Genomic DNA, 24,580 nt, shown 5'->3' on the forward strand with positions numbered 1-24,580 from the left:
TCCGACTATTCTAAACCATTAGTCAAGAATAAAAAGCCCAATAATTTTGGGGTTAATAAAATCATGTGCTTGAGCGCTAAATTTAGGTTTTTTTTACTAAAAAAGTTGATAGACTAACGCGAAGTCAGTCATAAGACGTATAAAATAAAACTTGGAAGCTCACGAAAGAGACCCCTCTCTTTCAACAAAACAATGGAGAAACAGTAATGGCATTTGAACTACCAGCTCTTCCTTACGCAAAAGATGCGCTAGAACCACACATCTCAGCAGAAACACTGGATTTCCACCACGGTAAGCACCACAATACTTACGTCGTTAAGCTAAACGGTCTGGTCCCTGGCACTGAGTTTGAAGGTAAAACTCTTGAAGAGATCATCAAGACATCGACTGGTGGCGTATTTAACAATGCAGCACAGATCTGGAACCACACCTTCTACTGGCACTGTCTAGCGCCAAACGCAGGCGGTGAGCCAACAGGCGCGGTAGCTGACGCTATCAACGCAGCATTTGGCTCGTTTGAAGAGTTCAAAGCAAAATTCACTGACTCTGCAATCAACAACTTCGGTTCATCTTGGACTTGGCTTGTTAAGAAGGCAGACGGCTCACTAGACATCGTTAACACGTCTAATGCAGCGACACCACTAACAGAAGACGGCGTAACACCACTTCTTACTGTAGATCTATGGGAACATGCATACTACATCGACTACCGCAACGTGCGTCCAGACTACATGAATGGTTTCTGGGCACTGGTTAACTGGGACTTCGTAGCAGAGAACCTAGCTAAGTAATCGAACGACTTTAAGTCTGTGAATTCAAACCCGCGCCGTTGGTGCGGGTTTTTTATTTTCTTCAGTAAATCACTAAAGAAATCGCAAGCTGGGTCGATAGTATAGGGGTATCACGGAGAACCCTATGCAAGTAACCACGCTCGACAACAGCACTATCATCAACGAACTTCAGACAGGCGGTAACATCAACCGCGCTGTTCACGAAGGTCGTCGGGCTGATTTTGCGCTATTTTTGTCGATGTTCTCTGATGATATCCGCGAAGTCACCCCGGTTGATAGCATTGAAGAGACCATCACTAGCGATGACCTATTACGCCAAGAGCTACAACTGCCCACGCCTCAGACTTTGCGCTCTGATAATGCCAGCTACACCAATGGCGCAGAAAATGCCCGTCAATTCCAGCAAGGTGGCATGGCGAGTGCGAAGCTCAACCACTATCTCACGCCAGAAGCACTGGCCTACCTGCCTGAGCATACCCATGATCTGCCTGAAGAGGTCTACCATAATCTCTCTCATCACCAGCAGCGTCGCCTCAATACGCCTGACCAAGCTTCTAAACTTCCGCATCATTTCTATCACCAAATGAACGAAGCGCACCGTCGCGACCAGCTCAGCCTGCACGCCTAATGTGACACGCGATCGAAAACACACAGTTTTCTTGACAACAAAATATGTTTTTTGAACCGTTTCACAGCGATTTTTCTACCGTTAAACCATTCTGAGAGAAAATAAACGAGTGTCATCATACACTAACGGTGGTAACGACTATGAATATCACACAAGCTGTGGTCTTGATTACTGCAGCAGGAAAGCCGATTGGCAGCGCTTTAGCCCAACACTTTGCTCGCCAAGGTGCATCGGTCGTGATCACCGACACCAATCAACACGCGCTTGAGCAAACCCATCGGTTGTGTTCGGTTGACAGCGAGAAGATCTACCCCCATGTGATGCCTGGTCACTCGCTAGAGGCGAATATTGCTCTGTTTGACTTTATCGAGCAGAGCAACCATCAAGCACCGACTATCGTGCTTAACCTCTGCACTGGATTTCCAAGCACTGATCGCCTTGAGGCCACCAGCTCAGATGAATTTGTTCATCAACTGGCCAGGGCAACAGGACGCTTATTGAATCTGGGCAAAGAAGCGGCGAAACGAATGAAAACGCTCAAGCAAAAAGGCGTGATCATCAATATTATTTCAGACGGTCATATGGTGGAATTGGTTAGTAGTGACTCGGCGTGCTCGATTGTGCGAGGCTTTACCAAAAGTTGGGCCGACGAATTACTGCCATTCAACATCCGCGTTGGTGGGATCTTACCCGCGCCGAGCATCCACTTTTGTGACAACGTTGCCGCCTCACAAGATGAGCTTATCCGCCATACCGAGTATATCGTCGCCAATGACCACTTCAATGGTCGCGTGATGGCAGCGCAGGTCTAGCGCGATTTTCTGGCGTGCGGTATGAATTATCCGAAACCGCACACCTGTTTGTTTCATACTTGCTCCAGTATCGCCTCACTCGCTTGCTCAATCAGATCAAGTACCAGTTCAAACCCTTGGTCCCCTCCGTAATAGGGATCTGGTATCTCTTGGTAATCGGAACATCCAAAGCTTAAAAACAGACTCAGTTTATATTGATGCTCTACCGGGCAGCGATGGATAAGATCGCGTAAGTTGTCTTTATCTGCAGCAAGGATCAGATCAAAATACTCAAAATCACTCTCTATCACCGGGCGTGACCGAATACCCTTAAATGAGTAACCACGCTGCTCCCCCGCAAATTTCGCTCTGCGATCAGGCCCACTGCCCTGATGGTAATCTATAGTCCCTGCCGAATCGACCACGATATCAATACCATGCTGCTTGGCCTTGGCTCGCAGTACCGCTTCGCCTGTGGGTGATCGACAGATATTGCCCATGCACACCACCAGAATGTTGTTTATTCTTCTGCTTTTCATTCCATACCTGTTTCAATGTAACCTAATCACCTGCGTATATAGCCTAGCAGCCAAATCACGATATATTGCGTTTCCTTTTGTCCCATAAGCTAAAGCGCTACGAGATAAGGCACCTATAAAACCAAGATTATATAGATTAAGACCTTAATAAACCGAGGTTTTTGTTTATCCGCATCTAGGCTATGATGACCCCAGGAACACTTTAAGGACAGCATAATGAGCGACAGCACGACCAACTCAACCAAAGACCAACGCCATCAGCAGCGCCAGCAAAAAGTCAAACAACAAGTTGATATGAAAATTGCGGCGGCGCAAGAAGAGAAAGGCCTACTCTTGGTGATCACAGGCAATGGTAAGGGCAAGTCCACCTCAGGTTTTGGCACCATCGCAAGAGCCGTTGGTCATGGTCAACGCTGTGCGGTGGCACAGTTTATTAAAGGGACATGGGAAAATGGTGAGCGTAACTTATTAGAGAGGCTTGGCGTCGAGTTCCAAGTGATGGCCACTGGCTTCACTTGGGAAACCCAAAACCGCAGCGCAGATACCCAAGCCGCACAAATCGTCTGGCAAGAGTGCAAACGCATGCTCGCCGATGACTCACTCGATGTTGTTCTCTTTGACGAGTTAACCTACATGATCACCTACGGCTATATCGACCTCGATGAAGTAATCGAAGCCCTCACCAGCCGACCCAAAATGCAATCGGTCGTCATCACCGGCCGCGCCGCTCACCGCAGCCTAATCGAACTCGCCGACACCGTATCGGAAGTAAGAAACGTCAAACACGCCTTCGAATCCGGCATCAAAGCCCTCAAAGGCGTTGATTGGTAAGTGATTTAAGGTGCGAGGAGCGGGTTTCACTTCGTTCCGAGGTGCGAGGATTGCAGCGTGCGCGTCAGTAGCCTCGCACTTCTTAAGCACAGGCTTTACCCTGCTCTTTATGTAATTTACGAGAGTCGGGGAAATCGAGGAAATGAAACACGCGCGTCAGTCCCCTCGCTCCCCGTAGGGCAAAGCCCGCCCTCGAACCCCGCCCCTGTTTTTAAGGTTTGAGCGCAAGCACGGAGTCAATATCCTCAGCACTGTGGCGCTCAGGAACCTGTTCCCACTCTTCACCCCAAGCTCGATTGACAATACGGCCACGCTGCACCGCAGGGCGCGCCTCAATCTCTTTCGCCCAGCGGCGCAAGTGTGGGTAGCTCTCGACATCTAAGAACTCACCCGCATTGTATTGATTACCAAGCGCCAAATTACCATACCATGGCCAGATAGCGATATCGGCAATGGTGTACTCATCACCTGCTATGTATTTGTTATTTGCCAATTGCTTATCCAGCACGTCCATCTGGCGTTTGGCTTCCATTGTAAAGCGATTGATTGGGTACTCGAATTTTTCTGGCGCGTAGGCATAGAAATGGCCAAACCCACCACCCAGATAAGGGGCTGAGCCTTGCAGCCAGAATAGCCAGTTCATGGTCTCGGTCTTGGCGGCGAGTTCACTTGGCAAAAACTGATCAAACTTTTGCGCTAGATGAAGCAAGATATTGCCCGACTCAAACACTCGAATCGGCGTATCACCGGAGAGGTCGAGCAGCGCCGGGATCTTAGAGTTCGGGTTGAGCTCAACGAAACCAGAGGAGAATTGGTCACTGTCACCAATCTTGATGATATACGCGTCGTACTCCGCCTCTTTTACCCCGGCTGCGAGCAACTCTTCAAATAGGATAGTGACCTTCTGGCCATTTGGAGTAGCCAGCGAATGTAACTGAAATGGGTGATTGCCAACGGGCAAATCACGCTCAAAACGCGCGCCAGAATCTGGGCGATTGATCCCCGCCCATTCGCCGCCATTCTCAGCATCATTGGTCCAAACTTTTGGTGGGATGTACTCTGTAGCCATACTTGATTATTCCTTATTTTGGTATTGTGCCAATTTCCTACCCTGAAACCCTCGGTATTGAGCAGCAGAGGGCTTCACTTACAATTCTTCTCCATCCTACAGAGAATAGTACAGGGGAAAAAGCGAGAACGTCGCGTTTAGGGGCAATTCAAGTCATGATTGACCCAGCTTAGGTAATGGTAGTACTGCGACGATGGTATTCCTAATCAGCTTCCCATCTCTGTTGCAATACCAACCTCTGATAGCTCCTAGTCCGCAAATTACGATATTGATTTTCATTTGGTATGACTAATCAATTTGCTCGGCTTTAACTCCATTCGCAAAAATAGTTAGTTTATGTGATCCACCTCACTTATATCTGCTTCACAGGACGATTTTGTACAAAATGACCGCAGATTTATTTATCGATTGAGACCAAAGTGTTAGTGAAGTTAATCACCATGATGGATTTATGGTATGACAAATAGTCGACTTAGCCAGCACTTTTCCAACTTGTCGATAGTTTCATCACAATCTACGATTGCTTAAACAGCGACATCGGTATATCCTATGCCGCGTAAATCATATAATCATACAATAATGCTTTTAGGAGTTTGATATGACTAAACCAGTAATTGGTTTCATCGGTCTAGGCCTGATGGGCGGCAACATGGTTGAGAACCTACAAAACCGTGGCTACGAAGTAAACGTAATGGACCTTAACAAAGATGCAGTAGCAACTGTTCTAGCTCGCGGCAACGCATCTGAAGCTGCTTCTGGTAAAGAACTAGCTGAGAAAAGTGACATCGTAATGCTATGTCTAACAACTTCTGAAGTTGTTGAGAAAGTAGTATACGGCGAAACTGGTATCTTAGCTGGTATGTCTGAAGGCAAAACTCTAATCGACTTCGGTACTTCTATCCCAGCTTCTACTAAGAAGATCGGTGCTGACCTTGCTGCTATCGGCGCAGGCATGATCGACGCTCCTCTAGGTCGTACTCCAGCTCACGCTAAAGATGGTCTACTAAACATCATGGCTGCTGGTGACATGGAAACTTTCAACAAAGTTAAGCCAGTACTTGAAGAGCAAGGCGAAAACGTATTCCACCTAGGTGCACTAGGTTCAGGTCACGTGACCAAGCTTGTAAATAACTTCATGGGTATGACGACTGTTGCAACTATGTCTCAAGCATTCGCTGTAGCTAAGCTTGCTGGCGTTGACGGTCAACAGCTATTCGACATCATGTCAGCTGGTCCATCTAACTCTCCATTCATGCAGTTCTGTAAGTTCTACGCTGTAGATGGCGAAGAAAAACTAGGTTTCTCTGTAGCGAACGCTAACAAAGACCTAGGCTACTTCCTTGCTCTATGTGAAGAGCTAGGTACTGAGTCTCTGATCGCTCAAGGTACTTCTACTAGCCTACAAGCTGCTGTTGACGCAGGCATGGGTAACAACGACGTACCAGTAATCTTCGACTACTTCACTAACCTAAAGAAGTAATTCGTAAGATCTGAACTTAGCCAGATTAGTTGACTAATCACTAAGTAAAGAGAGGACAGAATCTTTGATTCTGTCCTTTTTGCTTTAATAGGACTGCTTTCTATTAATATTTGGCTTTATTCACTTCGTTCCTCGTAGCGACCTGCAAACCGCGTGTAGAAAACACCTCTCACCTCGAAGGGCAAAGCCCGTCCCCGCGCCTCGCCGACTGTCTTTTCATAGTAGCCATTTGAAAATAAAGAACCCAACAAGACTCACTAGCGTAGTTAGCAGAATACTGCGTGAGAGACGTGCCAGTACCACCGCAAAAATGGCACCAAGTAAATAGGGTAAGTTATCGCTCAAACTCAACTCACCGTTTGGCATAAACACAATCGGCCCCCAAATGGCGGTTAATACCGCAGGGCTAGCATAACTCAGAAAGCGTTGCGCCCCGCTGCTAAGCCTCAGTGGCACTTTGGGCTCTAGGAAAAAGTAACGACTGGTAAAGACAATCAAGGTCAGCACGAGGATTGATATAAAGATCATTGCGTTATTTCTCTCCACTCACATAACCAACCGTCATTCCGATCAGGCTGGAAAACACCAAGCTGCTCTCGACCTGACAGTAGGCGAAAAATACCGCAGAGATCAGTGCAGACACCGCAGCCAGTAAACTCGCCATGGTTTTTATGTTGGGCACGACAATCGCTATAAATGTCGCGGCAACGGCAAATTCTAAACCGTACTGCTGCAAATTCGGAACTTGACCGCCAACAACGATACCCACGAGTGTCGCGATATTCCATATCAAGTAAAAAGATGCTCCCGCCCCGAGTGCATACCAAGGTTTGAACCGCTCTGGCTTTTGATGGCCACACAGTGCGAACAACTCGTCAGTTAGGAGAAACCCGAGCGTGATCCGCCAGGGTAAAGACAGCGGGGCAATGTGTCGTCTCATAGTCAGGCTATACAAAAGGTGTCGTGAGGTAATAAAAAAGATGGTAACCATCATAGTGGCAAGGCTTGCACCGGCTTTGATCATCCCCATGGCAACCAGTTGAGCGGAACCTGCGAATAAGATCGCACTCATCGCTTGCCCTTCAAGAGGCATTAAACCTGAGTCAACAGCAAAGGAGCCAGCTAAAAAACCCCATGGCACTACCGCAAAGCTCAGAGGCAGCATTGCTACTACTCCAGCCCATATATCCCTAAATCGACTCTCAACATCCATGTACAAGTCCAGCTATCTAACGAATATTCTACATAAATATTCATTATCCTAACACTGCGTGGGAGCCATTCAAAGTTTGGCCGCATTCTTAGTCAAGGCAACATTGAATCGGCCGACACTGACTCAAACGCGCGGTAGCAACTTAATACCCCTTTAGTTATACGCATATAACACAGTTGCTTGCTATTCTTGAACATATAGATCTCAACACTATAAGGCTCACTCTCAAAAGCAAGGAATCGATAGAAAACGCCATAAGCATTTAGCACTAAGAGCTTGCTAAATTCGTCGTAGTTGAGGACCGACAATTGCTCAATTGTCGCAAGATAGTGGTGAGATGACTTTTCGTCCAGCGATACTTGGTACTTTAAAATTGCTACCCTCTCACCCGATTGCCCTTCCTTAAACAATTTTACTGAGTAAACCTCTTGCTCAGGTTCATAGTACAACTCTTCATAATAGGTATACTCACTGCCTGAGTTAAGAACATCTGAATACCTGAAATAAGCTAAGGCGCCATCACCGCCCTGCGGCTCGGAATAGCAGCCCAGAATGCTCAATTGGAATAAAACGACGATCGCGACTCTTAGGAAGTACAAAGTGGCATCTCCAATATGTCATCTAATGACTTATCTTGCTTTATCACCTGATGGATACCTTTATTTTCAGACAAACAAGTGATGTACCAAGAAAAATTGCGATAACTCAATGCCATATGGTATCGCTGCAGCGTCACAGCGTCATCTAAACCCTTGATAAACCTGTCTTGGTAAACAAACTGTCTAGTTGAGCTACTCAGTACCGCCCTATCTTTCACCAAGATCAGCACCATGCGCTCATTGACGCTCAGCGTGTACAGATGAAACTGATTCCTCTCAACAGTACTGCTATACCACCACAGCCCAGAGACGATTAGAGTGGCCAGAAATAGCATTGCGACCATCAATGTCTTTCTAGATTGGTAAATACTAAACTCTCTCTTGTTTACTTGCTGTCTATTCAACTCCTCTTTGATTACGAAATGTTGTGCATTTATTTTATAACCAGCTTTTCTTACTGTTTGCAGTTCATTTTTTAACCCATGAGCATCTAACAGCTTTCGTATTGAGCTTATAGCAACCGAGAGAGAGGCAGACGTTACTGTACTCTCTGGCCAACCTATTTGATAAAGCCTCTCTTTGGTAACGACATGTGGAGAGCACTTTACTAACTCCATAAGAATAGAAAACTCTGATTGGGGTAGCTCATATTTATTTTGATCAATATTCAAAATCCTTTTGGACGGCTCTACTATGACTTCAGCCACGCTATTAATTCCCATTTATTCTGCGTTAATCTCCATATTACAGCAATATAGAGTAATTATGGTATGACCACAAAACTGTGCCAGTCAAGTAAAAATGCTTTAAAATCACACCAATGCTTTATTGATTAATTATTATACTCTCAAATCACAAATACCGGACAGCTTTCTGTTTATGGAATTTGTTACCATGAAGCATACTGTATTTGGCCGCATACAAGCTCGAATGAGACACTATTACCACATGACATATTATAAATAGCATTAAAGATACAAAACATGTAAAAACTAAACACCAAACAACTTTAAATATATAAAATAATATCTATTTTCCATTCAAAAAAGCTTAACAATTTAAAATACACCTCTCAAACATTAAAGATAACATTTGGCTAATTTATATTTAGCAAAATCAAAACAAATACTTGCATAAGAATAACCACTTCGCTTTAATTACAAAAAAACATCAACACCACCTGTCAACCATTGAAATATTCATAATCCATCGAAGGTCATATTTCTTATAAAAACAGTAAGCTATAAAGAATGAAATTAATAACAGAATCCATAAAAATCACTTTAAGCCGGATAATGCTCTTATCTATGCCTCTTGTAGATTTAGCTTTCATCGGCCACTTGAGCCCAGCAAGCACGGCGAATTTTGTCTTATCAACTCAGTTCATGCAGATTGGTGTCATTGCACTTGTTTCCCTAACAATTGGGATCAACGCTATACTGCACAAAATTGGTGTTAATAAGTCTTACAGTGTGATGTACTTCGCAGTGGTAAACTCGTTATTAATCAACCTTATTCTTCTAATTGTGTCTTACTTCTCTTTTGGCAATGATGTTCATTTATTGAATATTATACTAGCTACGTCGATGCCATTCTGTGCGATAGCTATTTCTGTCTCTGCAATTATCGAAACGATCGGCAACTCTTCCTATTCAGCGTGGATATCCACCCTAGCTGCGATTTGCAATGTCGTAGTAAATACACTATTTATTCACCTATTTGACTTCAATACTGGGATTTCCATCTCGTTATCTACTGGTTTAATAAGAGTTTTGCAGTCCTTCAGTCTTCTCCTCATTCTATATCGAGTATTAGGATTTCATATTAATTGGCAATTAGATCTTGGTACCTTCAAAACTTTGTACTCTTACACCAGCATTGAGAAAGCATGTTCAATAATGACCTACATTATTTTCAGTCTTATTTTGACCCTATGTAGTGTATATTTTAATGATAGCTCATTAAAATATCTGGGACTTTCTCTCAACTTTATCAATGTAATATCAATTTTGTCTGCGAGTTACTGCATAGCTTTCACGATAAGTTACTCGAAATGCTCAAAAAACCAACTTATTTCTGGATTTTGTTCAAACATCAAAAGAAAGCTCTATTACATCGCACCTATTTTTGTTAGTTTATATATATGCAGAGAATTCATTATGCGTGCCTACACACCAGATGTCAGTACGTTATGGTCAGAGTTGATTACGCTATCAATCTTATTTGGTTTTTTTGATGGCATTCTAAATTTCACCACTTCTAATTACCGCCTTCTCGGTCTCAAAAGGCTTGCGCCAATCATTAAACTGATCGCAATAAGCACTGGGTTTATTGTCGGCTTCTCTATTTCAGTATCACTCGACGATATTAGCTGGATCTTACGTTCTGCCGTTCTATCACTGTGTATCAGCTCGATGGCTTGCATACTTATAATGATGCGCTATCACCTATTTTCACGATATACGAGAAGCTCGTTAGCCCATTTGACTGGTCATCTACATAACTTATTGGTGTTTATTTTCAGGTGTACTCACCGCTTTATCGAGCGAATGCTACCAAGCAAACACCACGATTATCATTATGATGCAATACTCAGGCAATTTGTTAAGGAAGGGTTTGGTCCTCAACATATCAAGACCTACCTGTCACACAAAATGAATAAAGAAGATTTAGAGGAAAAATTAAACCAAATTGATTGGTCAACAACATGTTCACAAGAACTGAATCGGAAGTTCGGGCTGGAAACAAGCTTTACTCGAGAACTCAAGGGGCGAGCTATGCGTCACTTACTGTTTAAAGGTTTTAGCATTGGTATCATTATGGACACATTGGATCGTCTTTAGTCAAAGCAAATACGAAATTGAGTTAAGCACCAACGGGTTTGCCGTCGGTGCTCTTTGACCCAGACCTATTTCAGCGTTGCAGTGAAAGCGAGTAGAGCTCGTTTAACTGGTTGGGTTTTGGCTCACGTCGACCAAGTACTGACACTCGAGCCAATCACGACCAATCAGCAGCTTGTCAGTCATGCTACTACGATCACGCAAGTTCACCTGTAAAGTTCGTTCAAAGCCTTCTCTTTCGATAGTCAGGTCAACACTATAGCGAATATCCGAGCCAAGTGAGTTCTTAATGCTTCTTACCGATACAATCGGCGCCTCGTATTGGTGGTACTCGCCCAGTTCGTTTTCGGTGACAAAACGCACCTGTTTGCCAACATTTGCCTTAAGGTCATCATAACCATCGATCACTTCGATATTTGTCGCATGCAGTGAAGAGCGTGTTGCACCGGTATCAATTCGTGCGCGGTATACTGAATCTATCTCTTTAACCGTGATGAACTCTTTTTCACCAATGATTGCCATGCTCTCTACCGAACAAGTATCGGCAAAGACCACAGGACTTAGTGTAAACACAGCACCAAACAGACAGGCTAACTTATTATTTTTCATTATTTTCTTCCTTGAGGATGTCTCTGTGGACACCTTACGCAATTCCAAGTGAAGGTCAAATGACAAATAAACAAACTGGGAGTAATCAAGAAAAAAGGGTATTGAACTATTGTAAGCGGATATTACTTAATTGAAGAGCATTCAAAACTACCAGCGCATCAAGGCACATAACTACAAAGTCATGCGCATTACGACAAGTAATACTGGGCAACGGGAGCGCAATTAAGTATTCGTTTAGAGTCAGGCGATAAATTAGCAGATGGTGCTACTTTTTCATTCTAACTCATGTATGATGTGCCGCTATTTTACTGTTCAATCACGTTTTCGACATCACTACCCCATGAATAAAGCCACCAATCACGCTATCTTGCTCTTGGTTTTTGCCAACCTGCTCGCTTCTTTCTCCGATGTTTCTCTGAAGGTATTAAATGGCGAAGTGCCCACCTTCCAATATGTATTCATTCGTCAGCTACTGAGCGTGCTGCTGCTATTGCCGTTTTGGCTCAAACTTCCACGAGACACACGCATGCAAGGTGGCTGCCGGATCAACTTCCTGCGTGCCCAGTTTATTTTGGTTGGTAGCGGCTGTGCGATGATTGCTATCACCCACCTGACGTTAGCGACTGCTAATGCGATGTTCTATGTTGGTCCGATTTTAATGCTGCCACTGTCAATTGTGCTGCTAAAAGAGCGTCCGAATGCGGGTAAAGTGATTGCTACATTGATTGGCTTTGTGGGTGTGCTCATCGTTCTGCGTCCAGAACACTTCCATTGGGCGGCTATTGCAGGCCTGGGTAGTGCACTGGCGATGGGAGTGGGTAATATCCTGATCAAGCGCCTGCCAGGTGAGCAACATATTATCTCAACCTTGTTCTGGACCAGTTTAATGACGCTGCCACTTGCCCTAGCCTTCGCCGTGCCACAGTGGGTAGCGATTGAATGGCGCCACGTTGGCTGGATTATGGCAATCAATTTATTTGTACTTGGCTATCACGCCCTCGTTGTGATCGCCTACAAAAAAGCCCCCGCTAACCAAATCGCATTAGCAGAGTACTCAGGCTTAGTGTTCGTCACCCTATTCGGCGTAATGTGGTTCGATGAGATCCCAGATCTGCTCACCTTGGTTGGAATCGGATTAATCGTCATCCCAATGATGCCAATCCAATGGCGCAAGCTCCTGCCAAACACCCAACCAAAACAATTAGAAAACTAAAAAGCAGTAGCGAGGGGCGAAGACACTTCGTTTCGAGGAGCGAGGAGTCCCAACATACCTGAAACCCCTCGCACCTCGCCCCTTTTTTAAATTTCTGTCATTTCGTTCAGAGTGAACTGCTCAACTGCACCCTCGGTCGCCGCCATGTACTCAGCAAGATGCGTGTTACCCATATGAGTTTGCCATCGCTCACGAGACTCCCAGTTTTCAAAGAATAGGAAGTGCGCTGGGTTTTCATTGTCTTGATGCAGGTCGTAGTTGATGCAACCTTCTTCCGCACGTGTGATATCAATCAGCTTAAGCAGCTCCGCTTTAACCAGTTCAATTTTGTCTTGTTTCGCAATGATGTTTGCAACGATAGTGAGTTTAGCCATGGTCTCTTCCTCAGGTTAGTAATTCGCTTAACTTGGATACAGAATAGCGGGCAATTGCTACGGGATATATGCGATAAAACAAAACATATTCTCAAACTAAAATTGAAAATAATAAAAGAGCAGAGGCGAGAGACGAGAAGCGAGATTGGGAACCACTCGCCTCCCGCAGCAACACGATCTCGCCTCTCGACTCTTCGCGAAGCGAAAAAAAACCGCATCCCTAAAGATGCGGTTTTTTTATTTAAGCTGGTGTCGCCCAAGTATCGAGTGCGAGAGCGTGGTGCCGTCGACAAGGTCGAGCTCACCGCCAACGGGCACGCCATGAGCGATTCGACTGGCGGCTACCTGATGCTCTTTACACAGCTCAGCAATGTAATGAGCTGTGGCTTCACCTTCCACTGTTGGGTTCGTCGCAAGAATGACTTCTTTGATGTCACCGCGTCGCAGGCGAAAATCAAGGATATCCAAACCGATATCACTTGGCCCAATACCATCGAGTGGAGACAGGTGCCCCATCAACACGAAATAGCGCCCAGAGTACTGACCGGTCGCTTCTACCGCAGCGATATCGGCTGGGCTTTCAACGACACAGAGAAGTCCGTTTTCTTGACGTTTAGGGTTGGTGCAAAGGTGGCAGGTTTCTTGTTCTGTGAAGGTACGACACTCTTGGCAGTGTCCGATCTCGGTCATGGCTTGGGAGAGCGCATCCGCGAGCTGCAAACCGCCTTGGCGGTCGCGCTGTAGCAAATGAAAGGCCATGCGCTGAGCCGACTTGGGACCCACCCCAGGTAAGCAACGCAAGGCCTCCATCAAATGCTCCAGCATAGAACTGGTTCGCATTATGTAACCTGATTAGAATGGCATCTTCATGCCTGGTGGTAGTTGCATACCCCCAGTAACTGCTGCCATTTTCTCTTTTTGAGTCTCTTCAACGCGACGAGCTGCATCGTTGAACGCCGCTGCGATCAAGTCTTCTAGCATCTCTTTGTCATCTTCCATTAGGCTCTCATCGATTTCTACGCGACGAGTACTGTGGCTACCTGTGATAGTCACTTTAACAAGGCCAGCACCCGCTTCACCGGTGACTTCCATGTTTGCGATTTCTTCTTGAAGCTTTTGCATGCGATCTTGCATTTGCTGGGCTTGCTTCATTAGGTTGCCCATACCGCCTTTACCAAACATTGTATACTCTCTGGTTGGATTAGTTTCTGATGACATGGGGGTAACGGCTCTCGTTTTCAACCCCCATGAGTTAAATTGGTCGCACGCTCTCACTGTCGAGGGCGGCGTCAAATCGGTTCAGCATGAACTGGACATGTTGGTCCTGATCCAAGCTGGTAAATGCTTGCTGCAGTCGCACTTGATAAAGCTGCTCTCTCAACTCTAGCGGGGTTTGTCCCTCTTCACCAATCACAATCGATAATTGATGCGTTTCACCGAGCGTCTTGTCGATCGCGTCCTTGAGCTCTGCTAGGGCACGCTCTTTATTAAGATGTGCTTGGTCGCTGCGCAAGGTCAAGGTGATGTGCTTATCCTGCTGGCTGAAATAGGAGTTAAGTGCGAGCTGCTCCACCAGCTTGGGGATCTCTAAGCGACTGATGAGTTCAGCCCAACTGTTTTGTACAATCGACTCATTGAGCAGTTTCTCCACCATCTCGGGTGTTTTTTCATGCTCAAGTGATTGCTTGATCTGGGTTGGTGTCAGCTCTTTGTCCACCACCTCGACGATGGGTTTGCTCGGTGTCCACTGGTAAGGCTGCTGCTCTTGCGTTACCGCCGGCGCGTTATCGAAATGAGAAGGCGACACCGTTGGCGCTTCAAGCTGCTTTTTAGCAACGCGATCCAATACGGATTCGCGCTCAGCAGGGCGCTTTACTGATGCCGCACTAGGCTTTTTTCCGGGCGTGCCCTTGTCTTGCTGGCCACCACGACGAGAGCGCAATTGATGACGTAAGCCACCAATCGAGGTACTGGTGCTAGGCGGAGCAGATGCAGGTGCAGCGGGCTCTGGCATAGATGCCGGCACAGATGACATTGGCTGAGCACTATCCATATCCGGATAGCCCATTGGAGGTGCATCCATTGGTGGTGGTACATCCATAGGCGGCTCACTAGCTGGCTGGTGAGCAGGCTGTGAGTGATTCGGCACGGGGGCGCTCTGTATTGGAGCGCTAGGCATCGGCGCATTTTGTGCCGTCGGCTCTGTAGCATTACTCACCACGGGTTGACTCGCTTGAGATACCACTAGTGCGGTGACCGGGCGTTGTACCGGCGCTTGACTCACATTGGCTTGCGACTCAGTCGAAATGACATTGGTAATGACGCCTTGAGTAGGACGAAACGCCAACATGCGCAGTAAGGTCATTTCCAGCCCTACTCGCTCATTAGGAGCAAACTGCAACGCCTCGCGACCTTTGATCGCAATATCATAGAACAACTGTACATCAGCTGGACTAAGCTGCTGAGCCAGTAAAGTCAACTTCTCGGCATCCGGCTGCGCCTTATCCAAAGTCGCAGGCAGAGCATGATACATTGCAATGCGGTGCAACTGATTGGCAAGCTCTTGCAGCAAATTGTCCCACTCAACCCCATTGCTGGCGAGTGTCTGCACACTGGTCATGATCGACTCAGCCTGCTTGCTTGCGATAGCTTGCAAGATGTGCAGAGCATGATCGGTATCGAGCGTGCCCAGCATATGTGACACGGTCTCGACATCAACCTGACCGTTACCCAGTGCAATCGCCTGATCCGTCAAACTCAGCGCATCACGCATACTGCCATCAGCGGCATGCGCAATCATGCCCAGCGCACGCGCTTCAGCCGTCACCGACTCCTTTTCCAGCACGCTATCAAGCTGTTCATGGATAGCATCGACTGAGATTGGCTTGAGGTGGAACTGCAAACAGCGCGACAAAATTGTCACTGGCAGCTTCTGCGGGTCGGTAGTGGCGAGTAAGAACTTAACGTACTCCGGCGGCTCTTCCAGTGTCTTCAACAAGGCGTTGAAACTGTGGCGTGAGAGCATGTGGACTTCATCGATCAGGTAGATCTTAAAACGACCACGCGCAGGCTTGTACTGAACGTTATCGAGCAGCTCACGAGTGTCTTCCACTTTGGTACGCGACGCCGCATCGATTTCGAGTAGGTCAACGTGACGGCCCTGGTCAATCTCGATGCAGCTCTCACACTGCCCACACGGCTTGCTAGTAATACCCGTTTCACAATTTAGCCCCTTGGCAAACAATCGGCCAATGGTGGTTTTACCCACACCGCGCGTACCCGAAAACAGATAAGCGTGATGAAGGCGATTTTGATCAAGGGCATTCTCAAGCGCCGTCAAGACATGAGCTTGACCGACAACCTGATTAAACGCTTTTGGACGCCACTTACGGGCCAGTGCCAGATAACTCATCGATTAGTGACCGTCAAACTCACAAATGCTGTAAACATTAAGGCCCATGGCCTCAAGGCGCTTGTCGCCCCCGATTTCAGGCAAGTTGATAACAAATGCAGCATGCTCTACCTCACCACCAAGCTGACGGATCAGTTTGGTCGTCGCCTCAATCGTACCACCAGTTGCCAATAGATCATCAACCACTAACACCTTATCACCCTCAGAGATAGCATCGACATGGATTTCTAATGTGTCGGTGCCGTACTCAAGCTCATAAGATTGACCAATCGTTTTGCGTGGCAACTTACCCGGTTTACGTACAGGAACAAAACCGATACCCAGCTCGAGAGCCAAAGGCGCACCAAATAGGAAACCACGTGCTTCAGTGCCCACCACTTTGGTAAATCCCATGTCTTTATATATTTTGACCAAAAGGCCGATAGTCGCTTGATAAGCAGCGGCGTCCTCAAGCAGGCTGGTTACATCACGAAATAGGATGCCTGGCTTTGGGTAATCAGGGATGCTTTTGATGCTAGATTGGATAAGTGCAATGGTATCAGTGGTCATAATGAAGCTTTCTTTGTCCGACTTACGGTTGGGTTTGCAACCGAGTTAAGTGATCGGCCTTTAATAAAACGCATCACTTAACTCGATTGGTAATAAGCATAGCAAGCACACTTGCTGGTGTTTTGTTCAATTGTAAGGCACGTCCCTCACAACACGGCAGCCATCTTAGTTATTTTCTTGGTTATCGGCAACCGACTCGACCACCGGAAGACGCAGAAACCAACTAAGTAGGATACTCATCATGGCTATTAGCATAACCTTTAGCCAAAGTTTGGGAACCACAATGATTGAAAAGCAGAAGCTAATCACAATCAAAATTGCCCCGCGCTGTTTCACACGGCGCGACACGCCTCGATGAGTATGCCAGTTACGAATAATCGGCCCAAAAGTCGGATGCTGATGCATCCAATCATGCACCCTTTGACTGCCACGCATAAAACAAGCACTAGCGAGCAAAATAAACGGCGTTGTCGGCAGAAGCGGCAAAAACACCCCAAGCGCGCCTAAAACCAGACAGAGACTGCCTGCAAAGTTCCACAGCCATTGTTTTAGCTTATTGATAGTTTTTACCTCAAGCGCGCAGGTGCGAGGAGTGGGCTTCGGGCTAAAGCCCTCCCAGTTGCGAGGAGGGGATGCGAAACACTCAACGCCTGTATACCCCTCAAAAACAGAGGCAAAGCGTAACCTCTTCCCACTACTGAAATCAAGCCGCGAAATCAAGGCACGAGGTGCGGGTTTCGGGCTAACGCCCTCCGAGGTACGAGGGGAGGACGCGGCAATTACATCGCCCACTAAACTCCTCGTCCCCCGTAACAAAGCGTACTCGCGCCTCGGACTTGAACATTAAGTTGCGAGACGCGGGTATCAGGCTAAAGCCTTCCGAGGTGCGAGGAGTGGTCGCGGTAGTTACACCGCCCACTGGACTCCTCAAACCCCGGAGCGAAGCGTACTCGCTCCCCGCCCCTGAAAATTAAGTTGCGAGGTGCGGGTTTCAGGCTAAAGCCCTCCGAGGTGCTAGGGATGAGCACGGCAACTACATCACCCACTAAACTCCTCGAACCCCGGAGCGAAGCGTACTCGCACCTCGCCCCTGAAAAGCGCTAGCTTTTCGTCTGCTGGATGTCGAAACTAAAGCTAGTGCTGCCGGTAATAGATAGGGTGAGTCGGCCGCTGTTTTTGATGGGGAGTTCGCGGGTGATGAAGTTCTTTAGTGAGTGCTCACCTAGGTTTTCACCATGGTTAATTGATTGGTGGAAATCTCCGCTTGTCCATTGGCAATCTAAACCTGCGGGCAAGATGTCTATGGTACCGCTAGGCAGATCGGCAAGGCCAAATAGTGCTGGCACGGGACCGCCTTCGGAGCAGTCAATGCCGCGCTCAATTACGCCGAGCAGATCTTTCATATCGGCGCTGAAGTTCTTTAGGTGGCGCAGATAATCGTGGAACAAGGCACGTACTAGCATAGTCGTCGCGACACTGCTGCCTGCCTCAGGGTGAACCTCATCGCTGTACTCACTGTTGCCCGAGTCAATGATGTAAAACACAAACTGGCCATTCATCAACCAAGCGTAATCAAACACCAATGGCATGGCTTCGGTGGATTGCAACAGTCGATAGCTGCAGTGCCAACTCCCTTGGCTGGTGTCTTTATCAGGTAAAAGTGCATGCAGAAGGTCACGAGCAGCCGCCGGATTTTGCTGCAAATACTCTAAATGCCAATGCAGCTCTTGCTCTTCTGGTAGCTCTCCACCTCCATCAACTCGAAACCATTGGCTCGAGAAGTCTTTGCCATCTGCGATACTTGAATCACTCTCCTTAAGCACAGTCTCAACAGCATCACTCAGGTGCTTGTAGTTACCAATCGGCTTGGGTAAGAAGTCTTTGATACCAAATCGCAACGCCTTGGCCACATCGGACATTTCATCGGTGGCAGAAACAACGATAACTGGCATGGACGGGTACTGTTGACTGACCTCTTCAACAAACTCAATACCATCGAGAATGGGCATAGCAATATCGCATAGCACCAAATCGGGCTCGGAACTCTCTAATAGTTGCAGCCCCTCAAGGCCATTTTCGGCCTCAACCACCTGATACCCTATTGCATGCAAGAATTGACGCGTGACCTGACGAAAAATCACATCGTCATCAATCACCATTATTTTCTTGGGAACAGGTTCATTGGCAGGCTGTGGGGCCACTCTTTGACGAGTGTCTAACATTTGAACCTCACTACTGACGTGTATATCTAAAACACTGACAACTCACCCTGCTTGTAATTGTGGAACTCAATTTATACTTGGGGAGCACTACCTAGCTGACTAAATATTAGCCAATACCTATAAAATAGTCAGAAAACTGGTTAACGGCAAGTCTGCAAGTGGTTGCCAGTACACGATATTGTGCCGTGCATACGTCACATTTTGCGCATTTAGTTGATGCACCTCAAATCATTACAGGGTCGTTACTTATACATTTAACGTCATTGATTACTCTTTGCGTCGCTTTTATATGAAACTAGATGACCTTAACCTTTTCCGTCTTGTGGTGGAAAATGGGAGCTACACCGCAACATCACGTAAGACTATGATACCTGTTGCGACGATTACGCGACGTATCCAAGCCCTTGAGGATTCGCTCAATCTACGCTTGCTCAATCGTCACGCGCGTAAATTGTCGCTGACTGAAGCCGGGGCCCGTTTTTATGACGAGTGCTCGCCACTATTGAAATCGCTGTCCGATACGGCTGAGTCTTTGTCTGATTCTTGCCGTGGCGCTGCCGGTCGGATTAAAATTGTCGCACCGTCTAACCTGACTCAACGCATGATCATGCCGCTATTTAATGCGTTTATGACTGCATTTCCTGATATCAATATCGATCTGACGGCGACCAATCAGTTTGATCAGCTTGATCCCACTGAATGGGATGTGATCTTTCGCGTCGGTAGCCTGCGTGATTCAAGCTTGATTGCGCGTAAAATTGGTTCCGTTGAGGATATTCTAGTTGCTAGCCCGCATTACCTTGCATCGAATCAAGCACCGAACCATGCAGAAGAGCTGAGTGATCACTCGATTCTTAAAGGGCACCCACTGATAAAATGGCAACTAAGCAACAGCAGTGGTGAGAATGTCGTCAACCTCGATAAAGGTCGCTTTGAAGCCGATTCATTGACCACAGTTTGTACCGCTTGTCTTTCTGGCTTGGGTATAACGCTCGTGCCCGATGTGATGATCAAAGAGTACTTGGAATCTGGTCAGTTGGTGCGCGTACTGACTGACTGGAACTCGAACCAGCGTGATGTGTACATGCTCTACAACCACAAAGACCACCTACCGGATAAAGTACGTCTGTTTATCGACTTTGTTATCCAGCATATGGAAATCCACGCGCGATAGGGCAGCTGTTTAGGTCACCTCAAAAAGCCCTGCGTCTCTAACCGCAGGGCATATAACCTTTAGAGAAATTCAACATAGTTGGCCAGCGTGCGCCGCGGGGCTTTAACGGGCTCACACTCGGGCGTCCCAAGATAAAGAAAGCCAACAATCTGATCCTCGCTTTCTAGCTCAAAGGCCTGATGCACTAGCGGGTGATACATCCACTTGCCTGAACGCCACATCCCCTGAAAGCCTTGCGCAACGGCCGCCATCTGCATCGCTTGCACGGCGCACCCGGCGGAAAGGTATTGCTCAAATGCCTGCACTTTTTCATGCGCTCTCACCTTAGCAATTACAGTGATCACCATCGGGGCACGAAATGGCGCGTTTTTGACTTTGTCTAACACCGCTTGCTCACTATTTTCAACCTCTGCGGCCGCGAGTAGGATGTTGGATAGCTTAGTCAGTCCCGCGCCTTGCGCGATAACAAATCGCCATGGCTGGATATTGCCATGATCTGGCGCGCGCAACCCGGCCTGAATGATATTCTCTAGGGCGATACCCTCCGGTGCGGGTGCGGAGAGTTTTGCAACTGAACGTCGATTAAGAAGTAACTCGAGAGCTTCCATATTAGATTCCTTTCAACAGCTTGGGCAACCTGTCCGTTAACATGTTCAACTTGATGATAACCTTCTTAAAAACAAACGGCGAGCCTGTGCCCGCCTAGAGAATTTTTCAAACGAGCAGGGCTAGGTCCGACAAGATTTAGTACGAAAAGCCTAGTAAAACGACTGCTCGTCGCCAGCGCGGCTAACCAAACTATCGCACGGCGCGTAACGGTCGCCAAATTTTTCTGCAAACTCATTCATTAGTGCGACCAGCTCCACCACTCCTACCTGATCCATATAACGAAACGGCCCACCGAAAAACGGGGGAAAACCAATGCCAAATATAGCGCCAATGTCACCATCACGCGCGCTGCGAATAATCCCCTCATCAAGGCAGCGCACTGCTTCATTAAGCATTGGTAACACACACCGCAGCGCCATTTCGTTGTCGGTAAGCTTCGTCTCAGGTTTGATACCGAGTAACTTGTACACCGAGCTATCAACGCCTTTCTTATCGCCGTTTTTATAGATATAAAAACCCTTGCCCGTTTTGCGCCCCAAGCGTTCATCACCGAGCAAGGTCTCAAACAAATCAGGACCTTGAAACCTCGGCCCAAGCTCCTTCACCATCACCGGCATGATCTTCGCCCCGATATCGACGCCAACCTCATCAAGTAGCGTGATGGGACCCACCGGAAAACCAAAGTTGACCAGCGCCTCATCCAGCTGCTCTATCGGCTCTCCTGCTAGAAGCAAGTTCGCCGCCTCATTCATATAAGGCGCGAGGATTCGATTGACAAAAAAGCCTGCTCGGTCTTTAACAACTATTGGTGTTTTGCCCTGCTTTTTAGCGAAGTTTACCACCGTTGCTACCGTCTTATCAGACGTTCCATCATGAGGGATCACCTCAACCAATGGCATTTTCTCAACCGGACTGAAGTAATGCAGTCCGACGATGTTTTCCGGACGTGCCGCTTGGGCGGCAATCTGTTTGATGGGTAGCGAAGAGGTGTTGGTGGCAAACACGGTCTCAGGGCGTGCGTGCTGCTCGATATCGGCGACCATGGCTTGCTTGAGCTCCACATCCTCAAACACCGCCTCAATCACCATATCGACATGCTTAAAGCGAGTAAAATCGATTCCACCCGAGAGTTGCGCCATCTTGGCCTGCACTTGCGCCATGGATAGAATGCGTCGCTCACGCTGCTTGTTAAATAAGTCAAAGTTATAGCGCAGCGCATTAAGGACACCGTCGTTAGAGACATCCTTTACCCGCACTGGCACTCTGGCCTTGCTTATCGAGACATGGGCGATACCCGCCCCCATAAGGCCGCCGCCTAACACGCCAACTTGCTTGACTGGCATTGGCATCTCATCGCTGCCGAGATCTTTTTTCATCTCGGTTGTGGCAAAAAAGATTGATCGCAGCGCTTTTGACTCCGGCGTCATAACCAATTCACCAAAGCGCTTGGCTTCATACTCCAATCCCTTGGTGATGCCATTCTCATAACCATAGCGAACCACATCAAGTATCGCGCTGGTCGCCGGATAATTACCACGAGTTTTACTTTCGGTCTTCTTCGCTGCCTGCTCAAACACCATTTTGCGCCCAAACCCTGTGCCCGATATGAGTTTCTCTTTATTGCTTGTCTTTGGCACCTTGCGTTTGCCTTTATCGACCATCTCCAGCGCAACTTGTTCGAGAATACTCTGTGGTACACACGCATCCACCACCCCAAGCTGAGCCGCTTTCTTTGCTCTGAGTTGTTTACCGGTCAAGATCATGTCTAGGCTTGCCAGCAAACCAATCAGCTTGGGCAAACGTTGTGTTCCCCCTGAACCTGGCAATAAACCAAGTTGGACTTCAGGCAGACCAATCCGAGTCACACCTGCATCACTGCACACACGATAATCACACGCCAGCGCCAGTTCAAGACCGCCGCCAAGGCAAGGGCCGTGAATCATAGCTACCACGGGATAAGTAAGCTCAGCAAGCCGGTTGAATATCACCTGCCCGGTAGTGGCTAGCGTTGCCGCCGCCTCTGCGCTTGTACACGCATCAAGCATACGCACGTCGGCACCAGCAATAAAGTTATCTGGTTTGCCCGATTGAATGATCAACCCTTTGAGATCGCCGTGCTCGCCAAGCTCAGCAAATACCTCTTCCATCTCGCGGGCAAACGCCGCTTGCAATGTGTTCTTTTTTTCATTGGCGACATTGATGGTCAGCCGAGCAAGCTGTTGCTCGTCAATCGTGAGTGAAAAAGCCTTATCTGTCTTCATTATTCGACCTCCAAAACCATCGCCGCACCTAAACCTCCTGCCGCACAGGCGGTATTCAATGCTAAGCCCCCCCCGCGCCGCTTGAGCTCATGCAGCGTCTGGGTGATCATTCGCGCACCCGTTGCCGCAAATGGGTGACCATACGCAATCGAACCACCCAGTACATTGAAATTGTCCATATCGATGTCTCCAATGGCTGTAGATCGGCCGAGGTTCTGTTTAGCAAATTTCTCGCTAGCAAACATTTTGATGTTAGACAATGCCTGGGCAGCAAAGGCTTCATGCATATCTATTAGGGTTAAATCAGACAGGGTGACGCCAGCTCGGTCTAGTGCGATAGGCGTGGCATAGGATGGCCCCATCAACATATCCTGCTCAACCCCAATGGCCGCAAAACCGTACGAGCGGATAAAGCCCAGAATATCCAGCCCAAGCTCTTTAGCTCGCCCCTCTCGCATTAGGAGCAGCGCAGCTGCGCCATCAGTCAACGGGGTACTGTTCGCTGCGGTCACACTGCCGTGGCGGCGGTCAAACGCAGGTCGTAGCTTGGCATAGCCCTCTAAGCTTGAATCAAAGCGAATGTTATTGTCCTGATCGATCCACTGTTTGTAGGGCTCTGGGAAAGCAGTCATGACCTCTGCTTGAATTTTGCCCTCTTGCCAGGCTTGCGCGGCAAGGGTGTGTGAGCGGTGGGCAAAAGCATCCTGATCTGCACGCGTGATGGCATGCGATTTTGCCATCTGCTCTGCAGTTTGTCCCATTGATAAGCCTGTAGAGTATTCCGCCACTGCGGGGGGGACTGGCACCAGATCTTTTAGAGAGAGCTTTTGCAGTAGTTTTAATTTTTGTGGCAACGTTTTGGCTTTGCTAAGCGCGAGAAGATGGGTGGCCAGTTTTTTCGATACACCGATAGGTAAAACTGAAGAAGAGTCTGCACCACCCGCTATGCCCACCTCAATCGAGCCCGCCATAATGCTTTCAGCGATATTGGCTGCAGCTTGAAAGCTAGTCGCACACGCGCGAGTCACGCTATACGCATCAGTGTGAATGCTCATCCCTGTACCTAATACGATTTCACGAGCAATATTTGGCGCAGCTGGCATCTGCACCACTTGTCCAAACACTACCTGATCAATCAAGGCCGGATCGAGATCAACCCGAGCGAGCATCTCACCAACCACCATTTTGCCCAAATCAACCGCAGGCACATCGGTAAAAGCAGTACTCTGACGGGCAAAAAGGGGTACGAAGTCCAGAAACAACGGCGATCCGCTCTCCAGAATGGGTTTGCAGCTTGAGCGGCTGCGAGGCGTGCGACTTGCCCATTAACATCTCCTTGCTGAGTAAAGGTCTGACCTCTACAGTGTAAGCAGAAT

General features: G+C 47.6%; 24 protein-coding genes and 1 pseudogene. 8 read left to right on the top strand and 17 right to left on the bottom strand.

The window, feature by feature from the left end:
• Positions 1–206: 206 nt before the first annotated feature.
• The 3 genes from sodB to ACZ5R2_RS13030 all read left to right on the top strand — a co-directional run bounded on the left by sodB (position 207) and on the right by ACZ5R2_RS13030 (position 2,231).
• Positions 207–791 carry a superoxide dismutase [Fe] gene (gene sodB, locus ACZ5R2_RS13020; RefSeq protein ID WP_464899802.1) on the top strand — a complete coding sequence of 195 codons (585 nt, stop codon included), beginning with the start codon at positions 207–209 and terminating at the stop codon, positions 789–791.
• 124 nt (positions 792–915) lie between these two features.
• Positions 916–1,419: a VC2046/SO_2500 family protein gene (locus ACZ5R2_RS13025; RefSeq protein WP_464899803.1), complete on the top strand. Its 504-nt coding sequence runs from the start codon at positions 916–918 to the stop codon at positions 1,417–1,419.
• A 140-nt stretch (positions 1,420–1,559) separates the two neighbouring features.
• The gene (locus tag ACZ5R2_RS13030; RefSeq protein ID WP_464899804.1) at positions 1,560–2,231 is read left to right on the top strand and encodes an SDR family NAD(P)-dependent oxidoreductase; all 672 of its coding nucleotides are present in this window, start codon (positions 1,560–1,562) and stop codon (positions 2,229–2,231) included.
• Positions 2,232–2,284: 53 nt separating this feature from the next.
• Here ACZ5R2_RS13030 and ACZ5R2_RS13035 read toward each other — a convergent pair whose 3' ends face one another.
• Positions 2,285–2,734 (bottom strand): low molecular weight protein-tyrosine-phosphatase, encoded by a 450-nt coding sequence (locus ACZ5R2_RS13035; RefSeq protein WP_464902366.1) that lies wholly within the window; start codon positions 2,732–2,734, stop codon positions 2,285–2,287.
• A gap of 231 nt (positions 2,735–2,965) precedes the next feature.
• Here ACZ5R2_RS13035 and cobO point away from each other — a divergent pair, with 231 nt between their 5' ends.
• Positions 2,966–3,580 carry a cob(I)yrinic acid a,c-diamide adenosyltransferase gene (cobO, locus tag ACZ5R2_RS13040; protein ID WP_464899805.1) on the top strand — a complete coding sequence of 205 codons (615 nt, stop codon included), beginning with the start codon at positions 2,966–2,968 and terminating at the stop codon, positions 3,578–3,580.
• 211 nt (positions 3,581–3,791) lie between these two features.
• Here cobO and yghU read toward each other — a convergent pair whose 3' ends face one another.
• A complete protein-coding gene (gene yghU, locus ACZ5R2_RS13045) occupies positions 3,792–4,649 on the bottom strand; it encodes a glutathione-dependent disulfide-bond oxidoreductase (RefSeq protein ID WP_464899806.1) in 858 nt (285 codons plus the stop codon).
• A gap of 598 nt (positions 4,650–5,247) precedes the next feature.
• Here yghU and ACZ5R2_RS13050 point away from each other — a divergent pair.
• Positions 5,248–6,129 carry an NAD(P)-dependent oxidoreductase gene (locus ACZ5R2_RS13050; RefSeq protein ID WP_464899807.1) on the top strand — a complete coding sequence of 294 codons (882 nt, stop codon included), beginning with the start codon at positions 5,248–5,250 and terminating at the stop codon, positions 6,127–6,129.
• Positions 6,130–6,345: 216 nt separating this feature from the next.
• Here the strand turns inward: ACZ5R2_RS13050 and ACZ5R2_RS13055 are convergent, their stop codons facing one another.
• The 4 genes from ACZ5R2_RS13055 to ACZ5R2_RS13070 form a co-directional block, all read right to left on the bottom strand.
• Complete coding sequence (locus tag ACZ5R2_RS13055) at positions 6,346–6,657, bottom strand: AzlD domain-containing protein (RefSeq protein ID WP_464899808.1); 312 nt, start codon at positions 6,655–6,657, stop codon at positions 6,346–6,348.
• Between the two features lie 4 nt (positions 6,658–6,661).
• Positions 6,662–7,294: an AzlC family ABC transporter permease gene (locus tag ACZ5R2_RS13060; protein ID WP_464899809.1), complete on the bottom strand. Its 633-nt coding sequence runs from the start codon at positions 7,292–7,294 to the stop codon at positions 6,662–6,664.
• Between the two features lie 140 nt (positions 7,295–7,434).
• Entirely contained in the window at positions 7,435–7,941 is a 507-nt protein-coding gene (locus ACZ5R2_RS13065) for a hypothetical protein (RefSeq protein WP_464899810.1), read from the bottom strand.
• Entirely contained in the window at positions 7,929–8,648 is a 720-nt protein-coding gene (locus ACZ5R2_RS13070; protein WP_464899811.1) for a winged helix-turn-helix domain-containing protein, read from the bottom strand. The genes ACZ5R2_RS13065 and ACZ5R2_RS13070 overlap by 13 nt, the downstream gene beginning before the upstream one ends.
• 543 nt (positions 8,649–9,191) lie before the next feature.
• Here ACZ5R2_RS13070 and ACZ5R2_RS13075 point away from each other — a divergent pair.
• On the top strand, positions 9,192–10,784 hold the full coding sequence (locus ACZ5R2_RS13075) for a hypothetical protein (RefSeq protein ID WP_464899812.1): 1,593 nt from the start codon (positions 9,192–9,194) through the stop codon (positions 10,782–10,784).
• A gap of 102 nt (positions 10,785–10,886) precedes the next feature.
• Here ACZ5R2_RS13075 and ACZ5R2_RS13080 read toward each other — a convergent pair whose 3' ends face one another.
• A complete protein-coding gene (locus ACZ5R2_RS13080; RefSeq protein WP_464899813.1) occupies positions 10,887–11,390 on the bottom strand; it encodes a putative ATP-dependent zinc protease in 504 nt (167 codons plus the stop codon).
• A gap of 340 nt (positions 11,391–11,730) precedes the next feature.
• On the opposite strand from ACZ5R2_RS13080, the gene ACZ5R2_RS13085 reads away from it, so the two are divergent.
• Positions 11,731–12,603, top strand: coding sequence for a DMT family transporter (locus tag ACZ5R2_RS13085; protein ID WP_464899814.1), 873 nt, complete (start codon positions 11,731–11,733; stop codon positions 12,601–12,603).
• Between the two features lie 86 nt (positions 12,604–12,689).
• On the opposite strand, the gene ACZ5R2_RS13090 is transcribed toward ACZ5R2_RS13085, so the two are convergent.
• The 7 genes from ACZ5R2_RS13090 to ACZ5R2_RS13120 form a co-directional block, all read right to left on the bottom strand.
• A complete protein-coding gene (locus tag ACZ5R2_RS13090) occupies positions 12,690–12,977 on the bottom strand; it encodes a putative quinol monooxygenase (RefSeq protein ID WP_464899815.1) in 288 nt (95 codons plus the stop codon).
• Between the two features lie 237 nt (positions 12,978–13,214).
• Positions 13,215–13,817, bottom strand: a complete 603-nt coding sequence (recR, locus tag ACZ5R2_RS13095; protein ID WP_438457813.1) for a recombination mediator RecR — start codon at positions 13,815–13,817, stop codon at positions 13,215–13,217.
• Between the two features lie 12 nt (positions 13,818–13,829).
• Positions 13,830–14,159 carry a YbaB/EbfC family nucleoid-associated protein gene (locus ACZ5R2_RS13100; RefSeq protein WP_438458386.1) on the bottom strand — a complete coding sequence of 110 codons (330 nt, stop codon included), beginning with the start codon at positions 14,157–14,159 and terminating at the stop codon, positions 13,830–13,832.
• Between the two features lie 70 nt (positions 14,160–14,229).
• Positions 14,230–16,389: a DNA polymerase III subunit gamma/tau gene (gene dnaX / locus ACZ5R2_RS13105; RefSeq protein WP_464899816.1), complete on the bottom strand. Its 2,160-nt coding sequence runs from the start codon at positions 16,387–16,389 to the stop codon at positions 14,230–14,232.
• A 3-nt stretch (positions 16,390–16,392) separates the two neighbouring features.
• Positions 16,393–16,938 carry an adenine phosphoribosyltransferase gene (apt, locus tag ACZ5R2_RS13110; RefSeq protein WP_464899817.1) on the bottom strand — a complete coding sequence of 182 codons (546 nt, stop codon included), beginning with the start codon at positions 16,936–16,938 and terminating at the stop codon, positions 16,393–16,395.
• A gap of 165 nt (positions 16,939–17,103) precedes the next feature.
• Complete coding sequence (locus ACZ5R2_RS13115; RefSeq protein ID WP_464902367.1) at positions 17,104–17,499, bottom strand: YbaN family protein; 396 nt, start codon at positions 17,497–17,499, stop codon at positions 17,104–17,106.
• Between the two features lie 539 nt (positions 17,500–18,038).
• Positions 18,039–19,160, bottom strand: a complete 1,122-nt coding sequence (locus ACZ5R2_RS13120; protein WP_464899818.1) for a response regulator — start codon at positions 19,158–19,160, stop codon at positions 18,039–18,041.
• Positions 19,161–19,449: 289 nt separating this feature from the next.
• On the opposite strand from ACZ5R2_RS13120, the gene ACZ5R2_RS13125 reads away from it, so the two are divergent.
• On the top strand, positions 19,450–20,334 hold the full coding sequence (locus tag ACZ5R2_RS13125; protein ID WP_464899819.1) for a LysR family transcriptional regulator: 885 nt from the start codon (positions 19,450–19,452) through the stop codon (positions 20,332–20,334).
• A 59-nt stretch (positions 20,335–20,393) separates the two neighbouring features.
• Here ACZ5R2_RS13125 and ACZ5R2_RS13130 read toward each other — a convergent pair whose 3' ends face one another.
• From ACZ5R2_RS13130 to fadI, 3 genes and pseudogenes are all read right to left on the bottom strand, one after another.
• Positions 20,394–20,942: an NAD(P)H nitroreductase gene (locus tag ACZ5R2_RS13130; protein WP_464899820.1), complete on the bottom strand. Its 549-nt coding sequence runs from the start codon at positions 20,940–20,942 to the stop codon at positions 20,394–20,396.
• A 150-nt stretch (positions 20,943–21,092) separates the two neighbouring features.
• Complete coding sequence (gene fadJ, locus ACZ5R2_RS13135) at positions 21,093–23,204, bottom strand: fatty acid oxidation complex subunit alpha FadJ (protein ID WP_464899821.1); 2,112 nt, start codon at positions 23,202–23,204, stop codon at positions 21,093–21,095.
• Positions 23,204–24,530, bottom strand: a pseudogene (fadI, locus tag ACZ5R2_RS13140) (acetyl-CoA C-acyltransferase FadI). Before fadI ends, fadJ begins: the two are co-directional and overlap by 1 nt.
• Positions 24,531–24,580 lie beyond the last annotated feature (50 nt).

Source organism: Vibrio sabulosilitoris, from assembly GCF_055391395.1.

What these genes read in the sequence shown, in the direction of transcription:
- ACZ5R2_RS13080 (WP_464899813.1), bottom strand. Translation starts at nt 11,390, where the DNA reads ATGAAAAATAATAAGTTAGCCTGTCTGTTTGGTGCTGTGTTTACACTA.
- ACZ5R2_RS13130 (WP_464899820.1), bottom strand. Translation starts at nt 20,942, where the DNA reads ATGGAAGCTCTCGAGTTACTTCTTAATCGACGTTCAGTTGCAAAACTC.
- ACZ5R2_RS13060 (WP_464899809.1), bottom strand. Translation starts at nt 7,294, where the DNA reads ATGCTGCCTCTGAGCTTTGCGGTAGTGCCATGGGGTTTTTTAGCTGGC.
- ACZ5R2_RS13090 (WP_464899815.1), bottom strand. Translation starts at nt 12,977, where the DNA reads ATGGCTAAACTCACTATCGTTGCAAACATCATTGCGAAACAAGACAAA.
- ACZ5R2_RS13075 (WP_464899812.1), top strand. Translation starts at nt 9,192, where the DNA reads ATGAAATTAATAACAGAATCCATAAAAATCACTTTAAGCCGGATAATG.
- cobO (WP_464899805.1), top strand. Translation starts at nt 2,966, where the DNA reads ATGAGCGACAGCACGACCAACTCAACCAAAGACCAACGCCATCAGCAG.
- ACZ5R2_RS13120 (WP_464899818.1), bottom strand. Translation starts at nt 19,160, where the DNA reads ATGTTAGACACTCGTCAAAGAGTGGCCCCACAGCCTGCCAATGAACCT.
- ACZ5R2_RS13085 (WP_464899814.1), top strand. Translation starts at nt 11,731, where the DNA reads ATGAATAAAGCCACCAATCACGCTATCTTGCTCTTGGTTTTTGCCAAC.
- ACZ5R2_RS13125 (WP_464899819.1), top strand. Translation starts at nt 19,450, where the DNA reads ATGAAACTAGATGACCTTAACCTTTTCCGTCTTGTGGTGGAAAATGGG.
- ACZ5R2_RS13050 (WP_464899807.1), top strand. Translation starts at nt 5,248, where the DNA reads ATGACTAAACCAGTAATTGGTTTCATCGGTCTAGGCCTGATGGGCGGC.
- ACZ5R2_RS13030 (WP_464899804.1), top strand. Translation starts at nt 1,560, where the DNA reads ATGAATATCACACAAGCTGTGGTCTTGATTACTGCAGCAGGAAAGCCG.
- ACZ5R2_RS13055 (WP_464899808.1), bottom strand. Translation starts at nt 6,657, where the DNA reads ATGATCTTTATATCAATCCTCGTGCTGACCTTGATTGTCTTTACCAGT.
- ACZ5R2_RS13100 (WP_438458386.1), bottom strand. Translation starts at nt 14,159, where the DNA reads ATGTTTGGTAAAGGCGGTATGGGCAACCTAATGAAGCAAGCCCAGCAA.
- dnaX (WP_464899816.1), bottom strand. Translation starts at nt 16,389, where the DNA reads ATGAGTTATCTGGCACTGGCCCGTAAGTGGCGTCCAAAAGCGTTTAAT.
- fadJ (WP_464899821.1), bottom strand. Translation starts at nt 23,204, where the DNA reads ATGAAGACAGATAAGGCTTTTTCACTCACGATTGACGAGCAACAGCTT.
- sodB (WP_464899802.1), top strand. Translation starts at nt 207, where the DNA reads ATGGCATTTGAACTACCAGCTCTTCCTTACGCAAAAGATGCGCTAGAA.
- ACZ5R2_RS13025 (WP_464899803.1), top strand. Translation starts at nt 916, where the DNA reads ATGCAAGTAACCACGCTCGACAACAGCACTATCATCAACGAACTTCAG.
- recR (WP_438457813.1), bottom strand. Translation starts at nt 13,817, where the DNA reads ATGCGAACCAGTTCTATGCTGGAGCATTTGATGGAGGCCTTGCGTTGC.
- apt (WP_464899817.1), bottom strand. Translation starts at nt 16,938, where the DNA reads ATGACCACTGATACCATTGCACTTATCCAATCTAGCATCAAAAGCATC.
- yghU (WP_464899806.1), bottom strand. Translation starts at nt 4,649, where the DNA reads ATGGCTACAGAGTACATCCCACCAAAAGTTTGGACCAATGATGCTGAG.